Origin of the sequence: Pseudoalteromonas sp. 20-92 (genome assembly GCF_030847595.1) — a bacterium.
Classification (GTDB): Bacteria; Pseudomonadota; Gammaproteobacteria; order Enterobacterales; family Alteromonadaceae; genus Pseudoalteromonas; species Pseudoalteromonas fuliginea.
The window spans coordinates 15,290-29,886 of record NZ_JANJGQ010000017.1 but is presented as its reverse complement, the minus strand read 5'-3'; the positions used below and the strand labels follow the sequence as shown (position 1 = coordinate 29,886).

The 14,597-nt window shown below is 38.2% G+C and carries 14 protein-coding genes; 7 read left to right on the top strand and 7 right to left on the bottom strand.

The annotated features are described in order from the left end of the window. The first annotated feature begins 417 nt into the window (after window positions 1-417). Together NRL14_RS14160 and NRL14_RS14155 are read left to right on the top strand one after the other, a co-directional pair. Window positions 418-2,391 carry a serine/threonine-protein kinase gene (locus NRL14_RS14160; protein WP_306724942.1) on the top strand — a complete coding sequence of 658 codons (1,974 nt, stop codon included), beginning with the start codon at window positions 418-420 and terminating at the stop codon, window positions 2,389-2,391. A 208-nt stretch (window positions 2,392-2,599) separates the two neighbouring features. Further along, complete coding sequence (locus NRL14_RS14155) at window positions 2,600-2,947, top strand: hypothetical protein (RefSeq protein ID WP_007377104.1); 348 nt, start codon at window positions 2,600-2,602, stop codon at window positions 2,945-2,947. Between the two features lie 90 nt (window positions 2,948-3,037). On the opposite strand, the gene NRL14_RS14150 is transcribed toward NRL14_RS14155, so the two are convergent. Further along, window positions 3,038-3,409 (bottom strand): DUF1294 domain-containing protein, encoded by a 372-nt coding sequence (locus tag NRL14_RS14150; RefSeq protein ID WP_306724941.1) that lies wholly within the window; start codon window positions 3,407-3,409, stop codon window positions 3,038-3,040. A gap of 51 nt (window positions 3,410-3,460) precedes the next feature. On the opposite strand from NRL14_RS14150, the gene NRL14_RS14145 reads away from it, so the two are divergent. Next, on the top strand, window positions 3,461-3,994 hold the full coding sequence (locus tag NRL14_RS14145; protein ID WP_149606010.1) for a hypothetical protein: 534 nt from the start codon (window positions 3,461-3,463) through the stop codon (window positions 3,992-3,994). Window positions 3,995-4,056: 62 nt separating this feature from the next. Here NRL14_RS14145 and NRL14_RS14140 read toward each other — a convergent pair whose 3' ends face one another. Then, window positions 4,057-4,599, bottom strand: a complete 543-nt coding sequence (locus tag NRL14_RS14140; RefSeq protein ID WP_007377107.1) for a carboxymuconolactone decarboxylase family protein — start codon at window positions 4,597-4,599, stop codon at window positions 4,057-4,059. Between the two features lie 111 nt (window positions 4,600-4,710). Between NRL14_RS14140 and NRL14_RS14135 the strand changes: the two genes are divergently transcribed. After that, the gene (locus tag NRL14_RS14135) at window positions 4,711-5,298 is read left to right on the top strand and encodes a TetR/AcrR family transcriptional regulator (RefSeq protein WP_007377108.1); all 588 of its coding nucleotides are present in this window, start codon (window positions 4,711-4,713) and stop codon (window positions 5,296-5,298) included. A gap of 66 nt (window positions 5,299-5,364) precedes the next feature. On the opposite strand, the gene NRL14_RS14130 is transcribed toward NRL14_RS14135, so the two are convergent. The 5 genes from NRL14_RS14130 to NRL14_RS14110 form a co-directional block, all read right to left on the bottom strand. After that, window positions 5,365-7,485 (bottom strand): methyl-accepting chemotaxis protein, encoded by a 2,121-nt coding sequence (locus tag NRL14_RS14130; protein WP_306724940.1) that lies wholly within the window; start codon window positions 7,483-7,485, stop codon window positions 5,365-5,367. Between the two features lie 105 nt (window positions 7,486-7,590). Continuing rightward, a complete protein-coding gene (gene arsJ / locus NRL14_RS14125; RefSeq protein ID WP_306724939.1) occupies window positions 7,591-8,808 on the bottom strand; it encodes an organoarsenical effux MFS transporter ArsJ in 1,218 nt (405 codons plus the stop codon). 24 nt (window positions 8,809-8,832) lie between these two features. After that, entirely contained in the window at window positions 8,833-9,843 is a 1,011-nt protein-coding gene (locus NRL14_RS14120) for an ArsJ-associated glyceraldehyde-3-phosphate dehydrogenase (RefSeq protein WP_306724938.1), read from the bottom strand. Between the two features lie 32 nt (window positions 9,844-9,875). Then, window positions 9,876-10,232 (bottom strand): metalloregulator ArsR/SmtB family transcription factor, encoded by a 357-nt coding sequence (locus tag NRL14_RS14115; protein ID WP_008137792.1) that lies wholly within the window; start codon window positions 10,230-10,232, stop codon window positions 9,876-9,878. Window positions 10,233-10,396: 164 nt separating this feature from the next. Beyond that, window positions 10,397-10,825, bottom strand: a complete 429-nt coding sequence (locus NRL14_RS14110; RefSeq protein ID WP_024611591.1) for an organic hydroperoxide resistance protein — start codon at window positions 10,823-10,825, stop codon at window positions 10,397-10,399. 123 nt (window positions 10,826-10,948) lie between these two features. Here NRL14_RS14110 and NRL14_RS14105 point away from each other — a divergent pair, with 123 nt between their 5' ends. The 3 genes from NRL14_RS14105 to astB all read left to right on the top strand — a co-directional run bounded on the left by NRL14_RS14105 (window position 10,949) and on the right by astB (window position 14,519). Beyond that, window positions 10,949-11,383 (top strand): MarR family winged helix-turn-helix transcriptional regulator, encoded by a 435-nt coding sequence (locus NRL14_RS14105; protein WP_033039792.1) that lies wholly within the window; start codon window positions 10,949-10,951, stop codon window positions 11,381-11,383. 45 nt (window positions 11,384-11,428) lie between these two features. Further along, a complete protein-coding gene (locus NRL14_RS14100; protein ID WP_008137799.1) occupies window positions 11,429-12,535 on the top strand; it encodes an L-dopachrome tautomerase-related protein in 1,107 nt (368 codons plus the stop codon). A 637-nt stretch (window positions 12,536-13,172) separates the two neighbouring features. Beyond that, complete coding sequence (gene astB, locus NRL14_RS14095) at window positions 13,173-14,519, top strand: N-succinylarginine dihydrolase (RefSeq protein WP_306724937.1); 1,347 nt, start codon at window positions 13,173-13,175, stop codon at window positions 14,517-14,519. The last annotated feature ends 78 nt before the right edge of the window (window positions 14,520-14,597 follow it).

Here is a 14,597-nt window from a genome sequence, read left to right as displayed (position 1 = left end):
CCATAAAATACTGTAAAAATAAATATTAACTTAATCGATATACTGAACAATTGTGGCCGTTAATATTTTTACATTTCGGCCAAAATCCGTTCTCTATAAAATGAAAAAGTAAAACCTCAATTGATTTATCTTGATTACTTAATCTCATTCATTGACGCCCTAAACTCTCTTTTTTACTTAAGTATGTGCTCAAAAGTGGGTTTATTTTTTATATTTTTATAAAGTTACATTTGTTAAATATTCCCGATAGCGTATAAATTAGCTGTTTCAAAATTTAGATATAAATATTCAATAATTGAAACATTGCTATAGTCGAGATTTTTTGTAAAAATGTACGACAATATCAGAGGGAAATTGATAATAAGTATAAAGCTTACCTTTGTAATTATTTAAATAAACACAATAAAAGGATTTATAATGAGCGGTATTAACAACCCGAGTGACAAAACTCAAATTGCATCACTTGATTCTAATCAAAAAAGAACCTCTGCTAAAAATAAGATTAACCTCATCGGGAAAAAGATTTCCGATCGCTACCTGGTTGAAGAACTAATTGGACAAGGCGGCATGTGCTACATTTACAGAGCGCGTGATACCTTCTTAGAAAATGTAAATCGTGCTGAAGCATTTGTTGCTTTAAAAGTGTTGCAAGAAGAGTTTTCATACTCAGAAGAAGCAATTACTCTTCTAAAAGACGAAACAGCAAAAACACAACAGCTCTCCCACCCTAACATCGTTAAAGTGTTTTCAGCAGATTCCGATGGTGATTTATATTACGTCACAATGGAACTTGTTGAGGGAGAAACTTTAGAACAAATAATTAAACGCAACAAGCCCTCAGGCATGGCATTTAAAAAAGCGAAAGTGATTTTAGAACAGCTTGCTGATGCTCTTATATATGCGCATTCAAGAGGGGTGATTCATAATGACCTCAAACCATCCAATATCATATTTGACAGTAATGGGGACTTAAAAGTACTCGACTTTGGTATCGCAAAGCATAAAAACATTGAAGATGCGTATGCCGTTAGAAGTAATGTTGAGTTGGGCGATATTGGCGGTTATACACCGACCTACGCAAGTCCTGAACAACTAAATGGTGCCAGTGCTACCGTTAAAGATGACGTGTTTTCATACGCATGTATTGCGTTTGAACTATTAAGTAGTAAACATCCATTTAATCGAGTTGCAGCCGATAAACTACCAAAGAGTACCACTGCTAAACGTCCAAGCAATTGTCCACTTTGGTTATGGCAAAGTATAAATAATGCACTATCGTTAGAAACGTCACAACGACAAAGTTCTTTATTACCTATTTCTAAAAAACTTAAGTCTAATTTAAAGCCAGCGATCGGTTTAGTCGCAGCATCCGTTATTTTAGTTATTGTAGCTATTCAATATCAATTAGCTAACACTGTGCAAGTAAAGCAACTAGAGGCAAAACTTGATAATGCGAACGCAATTAATCAACAAGTAGAAACCTGGATGTCTTGGAATGGGCCTCATATTTTAGATAAGTTAGCTGAAATTCCTCCGCAGTACGAAGTATTAAAGCAGGGCCTATTAAGAGTAAATCAAACGAGCATATTAGGCAGTTTTGATAAAAGAGCTAATAACTTTAATAATAGTAATTCAAATAAATTTAAAGATTTTGATAAAACAATTTCAATCTACTCTAAAGCTCTCGACTACTACCCTGACTCAGAAAAACTTTCAGTGCAGTTAGAGAGCATCCTAAGAGAGCGTCAGTCAATAATTTTTGATATCACATCGAGAATTAATTTATTGTTAGAACAGTCTCGTTATAACGAAAGTGACAATAATAATATCCCGCAGCTAATTCAAGACTTAAAAGAAGTTGATAATACCTACGTGTACGAGCCCTCTTCCTTACATTTTGATAATTTTAAAATAGCGTTAGACAAAGCAGTAGAAGAAGATGACGTAATTGCGCAAAAAGCACTCTTAAATGTTGGCAAAGCGATATTTACCAGCAATCAAAAAGCTGAACTCCTTTTCCCAAATTTACTCAAAAGAGAATCTGCAATTGATGCACTGACCTTTTATCAGAAAAAATTAGCGATAGGTGAGCAAATTACCTACCCACTCTCGGATGCTATCGTTTTTTATCAACCAAGATTTCAACGTTACTCTGAACAATTGGAAGGTATTGAGGATTACAAGCAGCTACTAGAGTTTGAAGAACTTATTAATTTAGAGTCTGCTGATCTACCAACTGATTTTCCTCTTCTAGTGACATTAAAACAAGATTTGTCAAAGCGATATATTACAATGGCTAATACTCTAATGAAGCGAAAAATGTACCGAACTGCGGAGCAATTAGTCGAAAGAAGTGAGGCCATTACGCAGTCGTTAGACAGTATGCTGTAAATAAAATAGTTAGGCTACTAACTCAGAGTTTGTTTAGATGATGAGCGTAGCAATAAGAAAATAACTATAATTGAATATATGGTGGATACATATTAGACTATCCACCGCTTTTTAAACGAGAGTCAAGGACGACGAGTTGAGCTTTTAAGACACTCCTCCAAGATTTTTCGTAACCTTCAACATTTTTAAATTACTTAATGGAGTATCGATGAAAAACTTAAGCGCACTTGCAGCCATCCTATTACTAAGCGGTTGTTCAACCACCTCAACAGTTGATAAAGTCGTCACTGAGGTTGTTACCGAAGCCAAAGTAGATGTTGAAGAAGTTGTAGCACCAATTTCATTAACCGTTATTACGACTCCCGCAGATGCTCGCGTTCGTATTATGAACATAAACCCGGTCTATCAAGATGCCATTGAGCTAAAAGAAGGCAAATACGATATTGAAGTCAGCAGGGCTGGATACCAAACCTACAGAAAATGGGTCGTTGTTGACAAAAAAACTATTTTAACTGTTGGATTAGATGAAGCACTAACAAGTCAATCTGAACAGTAAACCTTTTATACTGTTAAGTAACCTGAACTCTGAGTAATATATTATTTACCAAAGTTCAGGTTAAGTTAGCTCAGCAAACCTTCTATTTAGTCAAACGAGTAAAGACCCCCTATTCAACCAAAAATACACGAACCCACCTAAATTAACTGCAATGCATGCCCACAGCACAAATATAAAACGACGTTTTTTAGATTTATGACGTAGTAATTGTTGTGCAAATAATGCACCTGGCCAACCACCACACAGAGCAAGTAATTGCAACGTGCGCTCAGGCGTACGGTTTACTTTTTTATGTACCGATTGTATTGCTTTGCGCTTATCCCAGGCATACATTAAAAATGTTAACACACTCAAAATACTGAGATAAATTGGTATATAAAGAGCAATGTAGCTAAGCATGTAAGCTAGCCAAGTTAAAGTAATAAAAAGACTCGATATTGTTATTAAGGCTTTTTTTATCAATTAATTATCACCTATACTGAACGCACAGAATTTAAAAATAAGAGTTAAATTATGACACATTTTAAAGCGTTATTCTTAGCGTTGCTCCTCTGTTCATTTACTTTTAGTTACGCGGACGAAAACAACTTAACCCTCGATAAAGAGCTAGCAATATTTCTGCCTTACTTAGGCACTTGGCAAACCGACTTTAAGGTAGTCTCAGGCGCAAAGCCAGTTCAGGATGTCGGCAGGTGGGAACGTACGCTAAACGGTAAAGCTATTCGTACTATGCACTCTATTAATGAGGGTGAATATGGCGGCGAATCGACGATTTTTTATGATAGCAAAAAAAAGTCACTCGTATTTTATTACTTCACAACAGCAGGTTTTTATACAAAAGGCACTATAACAGTATTAAGCCCGACTCAGTTTGTAGCCTACGAAGAAGTAACAGGCAGTAAAGAGGGAGTGACTAAGGTTAAGTCTACAAGTGATTTAAAAGACGATAAATTCATTGTATCAATCTCTTATTTAAAAAAGGGTGAGTGGACAAAGCCCGAACAACGTATTTATACACGCAGTACAAAAGCCGTTAAGTTTAAATAATCGCAATTTATAAACACAAAAAAGGCAGCCTAAGCTGCCTATTGTCATTTATAGAACCGTATTTATTTTACGTATTTTTTAAATGCATCATCTACTGGTGTATCAGCAAGGTGATTAGTGTAGTTGCTCATTACTTTTTGAGACAAGCCTACAATAATTTCAAGTAGTTGTTGCTTAGCGTAACCTGCGGCAAAGAATTTTTCGATTTGCTCATCGCTGATCACGCCACGTTCACGTGTCATTGCGAGTGTAGTTTCACGAAGAGTTTCTAGCTTAGGGTTTTCAAGTGGTGTTTTGTTAACAAGTGCGTCAACAATACCTTGATCAACCTTCATTGCCGCTGCAATACCACTGTGAGCAGGAACACAGTAATGACAGTCGTGCTCTACGTTAATTGATTGCCATACTACTGTTAGCTCTTCTGCATTAAATGACGTTTTTTGAAACAAGTCATGCAGTACTTGGTAACCTTTAAGTAATGTTGGTGCTTCAGCCATTACTGCATGTAAGTTAGGAAGCATACCAAATGCTGCTACTGAATCAGCTAAAAGTGGTTTTGCTTCTTCTGGTGCATTTTCTGCCGTGTATAAAGTAAATTCTGCCATGTTTAGCTCCAAAAATAATTAGGTTTATATAACTTCGAAACACATACTATTTGATTTTGAGCGACTGTTCAAGTTAAAATTGAGCAACTGTTCAAATTAATTGAGAATAAAATGGTTAATAAGGTTAAATTTGAACGCGAAAATGTTGTTCGTGTTGCCAGCCAATTATTTTGGGAAAAAGGCTTTCATGCAACCTCAACGCGAGACTTACAAGAAGCCGTTAATATGCGCCCAGGCAGTATTTATTCTGCATTTGGTTCAAAAGAGGGGCTATATAGTGAGTCACTAAAAGACTATACGGTGCAAATGAAAAGCCAAATTGACGGTTTTTTATCTTCGTCAGACACAACCTTAGGTGGCTTACGTGCATTTGTAGAAAATGTGGTAATTAAAAACAAAGATTGTAGCCCGAGTGCAATCTGTATGTTAGTAAAAGCTAACAATGAGTTTGCCGATAAAAACAGTAGTTTATATGAATTGAGTTTAGATTTAGCGGCTAAGTTTGAAGGTTATCTCACTGTACTTTTTGAGCAAGCAATAGCAAAAAATGAGTTGAGCGATAAATTAACAGCTATCGAGTACGCACGTTTTTTTCAGATTCAGTTTACAGGGTTACGTGGTTATTTTAATCGCCCAGGCGTTGAACTACTGGCCCAACCTATGATCAATCAAATGTTTGCGCTCATGAAAAACCTATAAACCGCTTGTTTTAATTAAAAAAGGCAGTAATTTAATTACTGCCTTTTTATTTTTTGACGTTCAATATTACGTTTTTAACTTATTAAGCTCTGAATCTTGTTGCGTTACAAGCTTGTTGAGTACTTCACTGCTATCGCCTGCTTGTGCCGATAAATCGGATAGCTGCGAAGCTGCATCTGATATAAGTGTTAAATTACGATTTATTTCTTCAGTTACTAAACTTTGCTCTTCAGCTGCCGTGGCAATATGTGTAATTTGATTAGTTATTTCATCAACTTTAACCACTACACTGTGAAGAGCATCAAATGCAATTGAGGTTTCATCAACAGCACTTTGTGCGCGCACTACGCCTTTTTCTATTACAGTTGAGGCATTGCCAACTTCGTGTAACAAACTATCGATCAATTTACTGATATCGTCAGTCGATGAACGCGTTTTAGACGCAAGCGCTCTTACCTCATCAGCAACTACCGCAAAGCCTCGGCCATGTTCACCAGCACGTGCAGCTTCAATTGCCGCATTAAGTGCCAATAAGTTAGTTTGTTCTGAAATGGTACGGATCACATCCAAAATTTGCGTAATATCTTTACTACGCGATGCTACTTTTTCAACCGCTTGGTTAGCTTCTTTAATTTCTTCAGACATAGTTTTAACTTGGCTCATCGCTGACGATAAGCTCGACTCACTACTAACCACTAAGCCATTAATTTCATCTGCCTGCTGCGCTGACTGTTCTGATGCTCTGGCAACTTCGAGTGCTGTTGCGCTCATTTCGTTCATAGCCGTTACGACACTTTCAATTTCTTGAAATTGCGATTGCACATTTTGCTTTGTATCTATCGCAATGTGTTGCGCTATCTCGCCTTGCTGTTTGGTTTGCTCAGACACCGCTTTTAGTTCAGAAATTAAATCACGTAGTTTTGCTAAAAATCGATTAAACCCACCAGCTAATGCAATAAGTTCAGCGTGGCTATCAACATGCAATGTATGCGTTAAATCACCCTCAGAGCTTGCAAGGTTATCAACACGTTGTTGAATTTGTCGAAGCGGTGCAACGATGCCGCCAACCACTAATTTCATTATAACAAATGCAATTGCAGCTATAGCTAAACCGGTTACTAAAATAATAGACCCTAACGATGCTGCAGTTTTTTGCATGTTTTCAGCCAACGCTTCAGGACCTGCGAGCGCAAGCTCTGTTGGTACTTCAATAATTAAAGACCACTGCTTATTGGCAAGTTTAATATTGATAGGGTAATTAACAAGGTACTCGTTATTAACCTTAAAAATACCGCTTTGTCCTTTTGACTTTTCAATATCGTTGTACAACGATGAGCTAATCGCTTCTTTTAGTGGACGCCCTAGTTTAGTTTTATAATGGCTACTGCCAACAATTAAGCCTATATCACTCAATAATGTTACTTTTGCTTTACCGTTATAGAGTTGTTTAGAAAGCTGTTCAGTCATCACTTGAAAAGTAGGAAGTGTTAAGTCTACGCCAGCTAAACCAATAAACTGCCCAGATTTTAAAATTGGCACTGTTAATGACGTTAACATTACCGAATCACCAGACGGAATTTCGTAAAGGTAAGGCTCCATAATACATGGTGTGAGCGTATCCTTTGCACATAAGTACCATTCAGCTTCGCGAAGTCCAAATTCGTTCAAATTTGTTATATATTTGTCACCTGCATTAGCCACTTTTTGCTGTTCTACCGTACCATTCTCGTCCCGAGTAATATAGACTTCGAGCGTGCCATCACCATCAACAGAATGCTTAAAGCCCCGCTGGAATTGAGCATCTTGCCCATCAAAAGCATTAGCTTCGAACTGAGAATAAATAGAAGATAAAAGTGTATTATTTTCTAAAATAGAGCGGTTTATGCTTACAACTGTATCTCTACTTAGCGTATTTTGTTTTGCAGCATCACCAAGTAATGCGGCTAATGAATACGGAACTCGGTAAGCCTCGTTAACAAAGCCAGCAATTCGTTCACCATATACTGCAGCATTAGCATTAAGTTTTTCTTCAACCTCAGCAACGATATACTCTTCAGATTTGCTCGCTAACTGCTCATTGCTTGATGATAATTGCCACCATAAAACACTAGAAAGCACCAATACTGTAATAAATATACTCCCGACGGTAAGCCAGAGTAACTTTTTTGCTAACGATATTTCCCGCATTCCATACACCTTTTGATTAAATCTACAGCTATAGTTTAGTAGTTTTAAAAAATGAAGCTATGAATATCATCAAACAATTTGAATTTAATACAATTAATTGGGTTTTTACTGCTTTTTCAGGTATCCCGTCGTAATTGTCGCCATTATTAACAAACAAACACTTACCCATAAACACGCACTAAGCCCATATACTTGAAAAACCCAACCAGAAAGCACCGTACCAAGCAAACGCCCTATCGCATTGGCCATATAATAAAAGCCTACGTCGAGTGACACCCCATCATTTTTAGCAAAACTTACTATTAAGTAACTGTGCAGCGATGAATTTACAGCAAATACTCCACCAAAAATAAGTAAGCCTATTACAAGCGTAAAATGTACCGCTATATCCAATTGCATCAACAACGCCAAAATGCCAGTTACACCACTTAATAAAGCAACCCACCAGTATGCTTTTTTGACCGAATGTGAAGTTGAATCACCTTGCCCAGTTATTCGCGGTGCTTGCGATTGCACCAGCCCATAAGCAATTACCCACAAAGCCATAAAGCCGCTGACCCACCAATGATCCCAGTTAAACTGAGCGGCTAAGTAAACAGGTAGTGCAACTACAAACCATACATCGCGCGCTGCAAACAAGCATAAACGCGCTGCGCTAAGTAAGTTAATTGCCCGCGATTTAGAAAATAATTCTTTAAACTTAGGTTTGTTTTTAGCTTTACCAATATCGCCTTTTAAAAAAATTAAACTAATAACCCACGCAACACTAAGTAAAATAATTAGACTTATTAATGCTCCCACAAAACCAAATACAGTTAGTAATAAGCCGCCTAAAAAAAAGCCCACCCCTTTTAAAGCATTTTTAGAGCCGGTAAGTATGGCAATCCATTTATATAATTGGTTTTGCCCTGCATCGTCTTGCGGTACTAAATACTTAATGGCGCTCTTTGCACTTATTTTATTTAAGTCTTTAGCTATGCCACTCAGTGCTTGCGCTGCCATAACATAGGCAACGGTTAGCCAATCCCCTGGCACACAAAGCATGGCTAAAGCGACAAGTTGTAGCCCAAGCCCTACATTCATGGTTTTGTTCAACCCTAAATGCGCGCCAAGCCAACCACCTACTAAATTGGTGATCACCCCAAATATTTCATAAAACAAAAACAACATGGCTATCGCAAATGCACCATAACCCAACTGATGAAAATACAGCACCACCAACATGCGTAGTGCACCATCAGTTAAAGTAAATGCCCAATAGTTACCGGTAATTATTAAATATTGCTTTATAGAACTTGGTAAATTAGCCAACTGCGCAAGCATAGCGTTAAACCTTTTTAAACGAGATTAAACCAAATCACTCTGTGCAACTTTAAGCATTAGCTCAGCGGTACGGTTTGCATAACCCCACTCGTTATCATACCAAGCGTATAATTTTAGCTGAGTGTTGTTAATTACCATGGTTGAAAGCGCATCAATAGTGCAGCTGCGCGGATCTGTTTTGTAATCTATAGATACAAGCGGCTTTTCTTCGTAGCCTAAAATGTCTTTTAGCTCGTTATTTGCAGCGTTTTTAAACCACGTGTTTACTTCGTCTTGTGTAACACCTCGCTCAAGTTCAAAAACACAATCGGTAATTGATGCGTTAGTAAGAGGTACACGCACGGCATGACCGTTTAGTTTACCTTTTAGCTCAGGGAAAATATGCGTAATAGCCGTTGCACTACCGGTTGTAGTAGGTATTAAACTTGTACCGCACGAACGCGCACGGCGTAAATCTTTATGAGGTGCATCAATAATTGTTTGAGTATTAGTAATGTCGTGAATAGTAGTCATTGAGCCGTGTTTAATGCCTACTTTTTCTTGCAAAACCTTTACTATTGGCGCTAAACAATTAGTCGTACACGAGGCAGCGGTAACAATTTTATGCTCATCGGAGTTATAAAGATCATCGTTTACACCCATTACTACATTTAAAATACCGTCTTCTTTTACAGGTGCTGTTACCACAACACGCTTAACACCTTGTGCTAAATATTGATTTAACAGCTCGGTGGTTTTCATTTTACCGCTGGCCTCTATTACTACATCGCAATCTGACCAATCAGTTTCGTTTATGGTTTTGTTGTTGGTAACTGCAATCGTGTGCTTACCCACGCAAAAGCTATTATCATCACTAGAAACCTGTTGTGCTAAGCGCCCATGTACTGAGTCAAACTCAATTAAATGTGCGTGGGTTTTAGCATCGCCCGCTACATCATTTACTTTAATAAACTCTATTTCTGGCAAATCAACTGCTGCACGCAGAGTTAAACGCCCCATACGGCCAAAACCGTTAATACCTACTTTAATAGTCATAATTAAATACCTTTAATAAGTTAATTTATTAGTTAGTTACAGCAGCTAGTAATACGTTCAGGGCGATTACCCATAGCGTTTAAGCGCGTTAAATCATTTTCATAAAATGAAGGGTTAGCAGTAAGCGTTTGCGTTAATACATTTTTAGCCCACTCTGGCAGGGCTTTATTAATACTGTAATAAACCCATTGATTTTGTTTACGGTCGCTCAATAATCCGCATTGTCTTAACTGTGCTAAATGGCGAGACACTTTAGGTTGGCTTAGCTCAAGTGCAGCAACCAGTTCGCATACACATAGCTCTTCTTGGTCGCTAATAAGCAACATTGCTTTTAAACGCGTATCGTCCGCTAGGCATTTATAAAATTGAAGTGGGTTGAATTGTTCCATACTGTCCTCACTGTGCTTATGCATACACAATAAAACAAAATAACAATATATGGAATAGTGAATATACGATTTATCGTATATTTAATTTTTATGCCTTAAACGCAAAAAAGCACACAACGACTAATTGTCGTTGTGTGCTTTTATAACTTTTCTTTATTTAGTTATTAAATAACTGAAAGCTCTACTTCAATATTGCCACGTGTTGCGTTTGAATATGGGCATACTTGGTGTGCTTTATCTACAAGCGTTTGCGCTGCAGCTTTATCCATATCACCTAGTGATACAGCAAGTTTTACTGCAATACCAAAACCGCCTTCAATCGCGCCAATAGATACTTGTGAGTCAATATGCGTGTCGCTTGGTAAGTCTATTTTTTCACTACCTGCTACAAATTTAAGTGCACCAATAAAACATGCTGCATAACCTGCGGCAAATAATTGCTCTGGGTTAGTGCCTTGTCCGTCGTCTCCACCTAAACCTTTAGGTGTTGATAAATTTACATCTAAACGACCATCATCAGATTTAGCTACGCCTTCACGGCCGCCAGTTGCAGTTGCTTTTGCAGTGTAAGCTACGTTTTGTAATACATTCATAATGAACTCCAAAGTTTAGTAATTAATTTAGTTTGTGTGCAAAATAATAGAACAAGTAATTAGAGATTGCAAATACTTTGCATGCAAATTAAAATAGCATGTATCGAAATAAAGGATAACGTTATGCCATTTGAGCAATTAAAGTTAAAAAATCAGTTATGCCATCGGTTATACATGGCATCTAACAGCATTGCGCGTGCGTATCGCGAGCCTTTAAACGAGCTAAATTTAACTTACCCGCAATACGTAGTAATGATGGCGCTGTGGGAGCAAGACGAAATAACAATTGCAGAGCTAATAGATAAAACCGCGATAGACGGCGGTGCTATGACCCAAATACTCAAAAAAATGAGCGACAAATCATTACTGGCTGTTATTAAAGATGAGCACGACAAACGCAAACGCCTAGTGCAGCTAACCCAGCATGGCCAATCACTTAAGTTAAAAGCAGTAGATATTCCTAAAAATATTTTATGTAAATTTGATAGTGTAGATGCAACACAAGCGAAGCAGTTAATGCAGCTGCTCGATTTAGTAGTAAACGACTTAGCCGATTAGGCTCTTAATTTTTAAACAATAAACGTGTTTTAAAAGGTTTTAAAAATGACTCATATTAAAAAATTACTATTAGCAGCGGCGTGTAGCACGGCACTTTTAGGTAGCAGCGCCGTAACTGCTAACACCGCTGGCCAAAATGCTGATTTAAAAACAGTAGCCACATTTGATGCGCAGCACCCACCGGGCAACATTGCTATTACCCCATCAGGTAGAAAGTTTTTATCTGTGCATGGCTTTTTTGGCCAAAAGCAAAAAATTATGGAGCTTTTAAGCGATGGTACAACTAAACCCTACCCTAATGAAGAGTGGGCATACGCGTACAATAACGGTAAAGGTTTTTACGACGTACTTGGCATAAACGTATCAAGCGATGGCGTGTTATGGATGCTCGACACTTCAGGGCCCGATCACGCTGGGCGCTTAGTAGGTTGGGATACAAACAAAGAGCAACTGCACAAAATTATTTATCTGGCTAAACCGACCATTACCGACACCTCGTTTTTAAACGATTTAGTCATCGATAATAAGCATGGCGTTGTATACATTGCCGACACAGCCCAAGGCAGCCAAGCCGCTATTATTACGGTAAACCTTAAAACAGGTGTAGCACGCAGAGTATTACAAAATAGCCATTACACCACAGCCGAAAATATCGATATGGTTATTGATGGGCGCACAATGAGCCTTGGCGGACAACCTGCCCGCTTAGGTGTTAACCCTATTACGCTTGACCCTAACGAAGACTGGCTTTACTTTGGCTCAATGTCGGGCACGTCGGTTTACCGCATTGCCACCAGCGATATAAATAACGAGAGCCTTTGGGCTAAAGCGCTTGAAGACAAAGTTACGCGTTACGGCACTAAGCCAATTTCAGACGGTATTATTGTTGATGGCGGCGGTAACGTATATGTAACCGACATAACCAATGGCGCAATTGGCGTAGTTAAACCCACTGGCAACTACGAAGTATTATTTAAAGACGAACGTTTGAGCTGGCCTGATGGCTTTAGTTACGGGGCTGATCATAAAATATACTTTACCGTTGACGATTTACATAATTCGCCTGTACTTAATAATGGCAAAAATCAAAGCCACGGTAAGTTTAAAGTAATGTCGTTCGAGCCTTTAGTAAAAGGAAAAGTAGGCCGCTAATTTACTTATTAAGTGACTACATTTTTTAAAAAGCCTTGCACATTTAAGTGACCCAATAGTTGCAGGGCTTTTTGTTAAAAACACACCACACTGGTGCACATTTTAAAAATACATCACCGCTTTGGTGCTAATGCTTTAGTACGTATTTACACTTAAATACTAAATACCTGATTTCTATTCATAAAATATTCAAGTTAATGTTGGCATACTTCTTCCTATAAACTGATGTGTTCAGTGAAAATACTAAGGAAAAACCATGTTCAACTTATACCATACCCTTTACCTTTTATGGCGTTTAGACATTAGCGTTTGGCAAGTTAATGATCCAACAAATACCCATACCACCGCTGACAAAGAGCGCGTCTATGTTAAGTAACATCGTATTGTGTAAAGGCTTGGCATAAAGCTTAAATGTAAAAATCTACTTTAGGCTAAGCTTTTGCACACTATGCAATTTATGTGTACATTTTAATTAAACTTCAAATTAATCGTTCAATATAAAAACAACCCCCTTGTAATAAACTCCACATTTAAAAACATCGAAAAAATTAGTAAAAACACTGCGTTTATAACTTTGCAAGCAACCCTATTGCGTTGTATTGTTGCACCCTATTGAAAAATTTTAGTTGGAACGTGTATGCACGCTTTGGAAGTTAATTTTGATGGCTTAGTTGGCCCTACTCACAACTACGCTGGTTTATCGTATGGTAATGTTGCCTCGTTAAATAACGCAGCAAGCTTTTCAAATCCTCAAGAGGCTGTGCTTCAAGGCCTTGAAAAAATGAAAGCCATGCACGACAAAGGCCTAACTCAAGGTGTATTTGCCCCTCATGCGCGCCCCGACTTAAACGTACTGCGCCGCTTAGGCTTTACCGGTAACGATGCACAAGTAATTCATAAAGCATTTAAAGCAGATCCTATTTTATTACGCGCGTGTTATTCAGCGTCTGCAATGTGGACAGCCAATGCCGCTACGGTATCGCCATCTCCTGATACAACCGACGGCAAAGTACACTTTACTTCAGCTAATTTAAATAATAAGTTTCATCGTTCATTAGAGCCTGCAACCACTACGCGCTTATTAAAAGCGATGTTTAATAACGACAAATACTTTGCGCACCATACCCATTTACCCGACCAAGGCTTTTTTGGCGACGAAGGTGCAGCAAACCATACTCGTTTTTGTGACAGCCACGGCGAGCAAGGCCTTGAAATGTTTGTATTTGGTGCCAGCGCGTTTAACAGCCAATTACCAAAACCAGCTAAGTTTCCTGCAAGGCAAACACTCGAAGCCTCAGAAGCAATTTGCCGTTTACATAACTTAAAAGATTCAAGCCAAATTTTACTACAGCAAAATCCAGACGTAATAGATCAAGGCGTGTTTCATAACGATGTAATTGCAGTAGGTAACGCCAATGTATTACTGTGCCACCAGCAAGCATTTTTAAACCAAGCTTTGGCACTGCAAGATATTCGCGAAGCGTATGTGGGCAATAAAGAATTTTATATTATTGAAGTACCTACCGATAAAGTAAGCATTACCGATGCCGTAAGTAGTTACTTATTTAATAGCCAGCTTGTGAGCCTTGAAGATGGTTCAATGCTGTTAGTGGCACCACAAGAATGTAAACGCAACAGCGCAGTTAACGCCTACATTGAAGAAATGATTATGGCTGATAACCCAGTAAACCAAGTACAGTTTTTTGATTTACGCCAAAGTATGCAAAATGGCGGCGGCCCAGCTTGCTTGCGCTTACGTGTAGCTCTTAACGATCAAGAACTTGCTGCAGTAAACCCAGAGGTTATTTTAACTGATACCAAATACACACAACTGTGTGACTGGGCAAAACGTAACTACCGCGACAAATTAGGCGCAAGTGACTTTGCAGACTCAGCGCTACTCACCGAAAGCTACCAAGCACTTGATGAGCTTACACAGCTACTAAATTTAGGTTCAGTGTACGACTTTCAATTAGAAGGTTAATCAATCGTAATTTAAACTGAGAAAGCTCTTTCGAAATTAAATTGCAGTAACGTGTTTGGTGTTTAGTAGGCCACGCCT

Bases quoted from the DNA above. Each gene is read 5' to 3' on its own strand.
- arsJ (WP_306724939.1), bottom strand. From the start codon at position 8,808: ATGCTTGCGCAGTTGGCTAATTTACCAAGTTCTATAAAGCAATATTTA.
- NRL14_RS14110 (WP_024611591.1), bottom strand. From the start codon at position 10,825: ATGAATGTATTACAAAACGTAGCTTACACTGCAAAAGCAACTGCAACT.
- NRL14_RS14155 (WP_007377104.1), top strand. From the start codon at position 2,600: ATGAAAAACTTAAGCGCACTTGCAGCCATCCTATTACTAAGCGGTTGT.
- NRL14_RS14105 (WP_033039792.1), top strand. From the start codon at position 10,949: ATGCCATTTGAGCAATTAAAGTTAAAAAATCAGTTATGCCATCGGTTA.
- NRL14_RS14160 (WP_306724942.1), top strand. From the start codon at position 418: ATGAGCGGTATTAACAACCCGAGTGACAAAACTCAAATTGCATCACTT.
- NRL14_RS14140 (WP_007377107.1), bottom strand. From the start codon at position 4,599: ATGGCAGAATTTACTTTATACACGGCAGAAAATGCACCAGAAGAAGCA.
- NRL14_RS14100 (WP_008137799.1), top strand. From the start codon at position 11,429: ATGACTCATATTAAAAAATTACTATTAGCAGCGGCGTGTAGCACGGCA.
- NRL14_RS14135 (WP_007377108.1), top strand. From the start codon at position 4,711: ATGGTTAATAAGGTTAAATTTGAACGCGAAAATGTTGTTCGTGTTGCC.
- NRL14_RS14115 (WP_008137792.1), bottom strand. From the start codon at position 10,232: ATGGAACAATTCAACCCACTTCAATTTTATAAATGCCTAGCGGACGAT.
- NRL14_RS14120 (WP_306724938.1), bottom strand. From the start codon at position 9,843: ATGACTATTAAAGTAGGTATTAACGGTTTTGGCCGTATGGGGCGTTTA.
- NRL14_RS14145 (WP_149606010.1), top strand. From the start codon at position 3,461: ATGACACATTTTAAAGCGTTATTCTTAGCGTTGCTCCTCTGTTCATTT.
- NRL14_RS14130 (WP_306724940.1), bottom strand. From the start codon at position 7,485: ATGCGGGAAATATCGTTAGCAAAAAAGTTACTCTGGCTTACCGTCGGG.
- astB (WP_306724937.1), top strand. From the start codon at position 13,173: ATGCACGCTTTGGAAGTTAATTTTGATGGCTTAGTTGGCCCTACTCAC.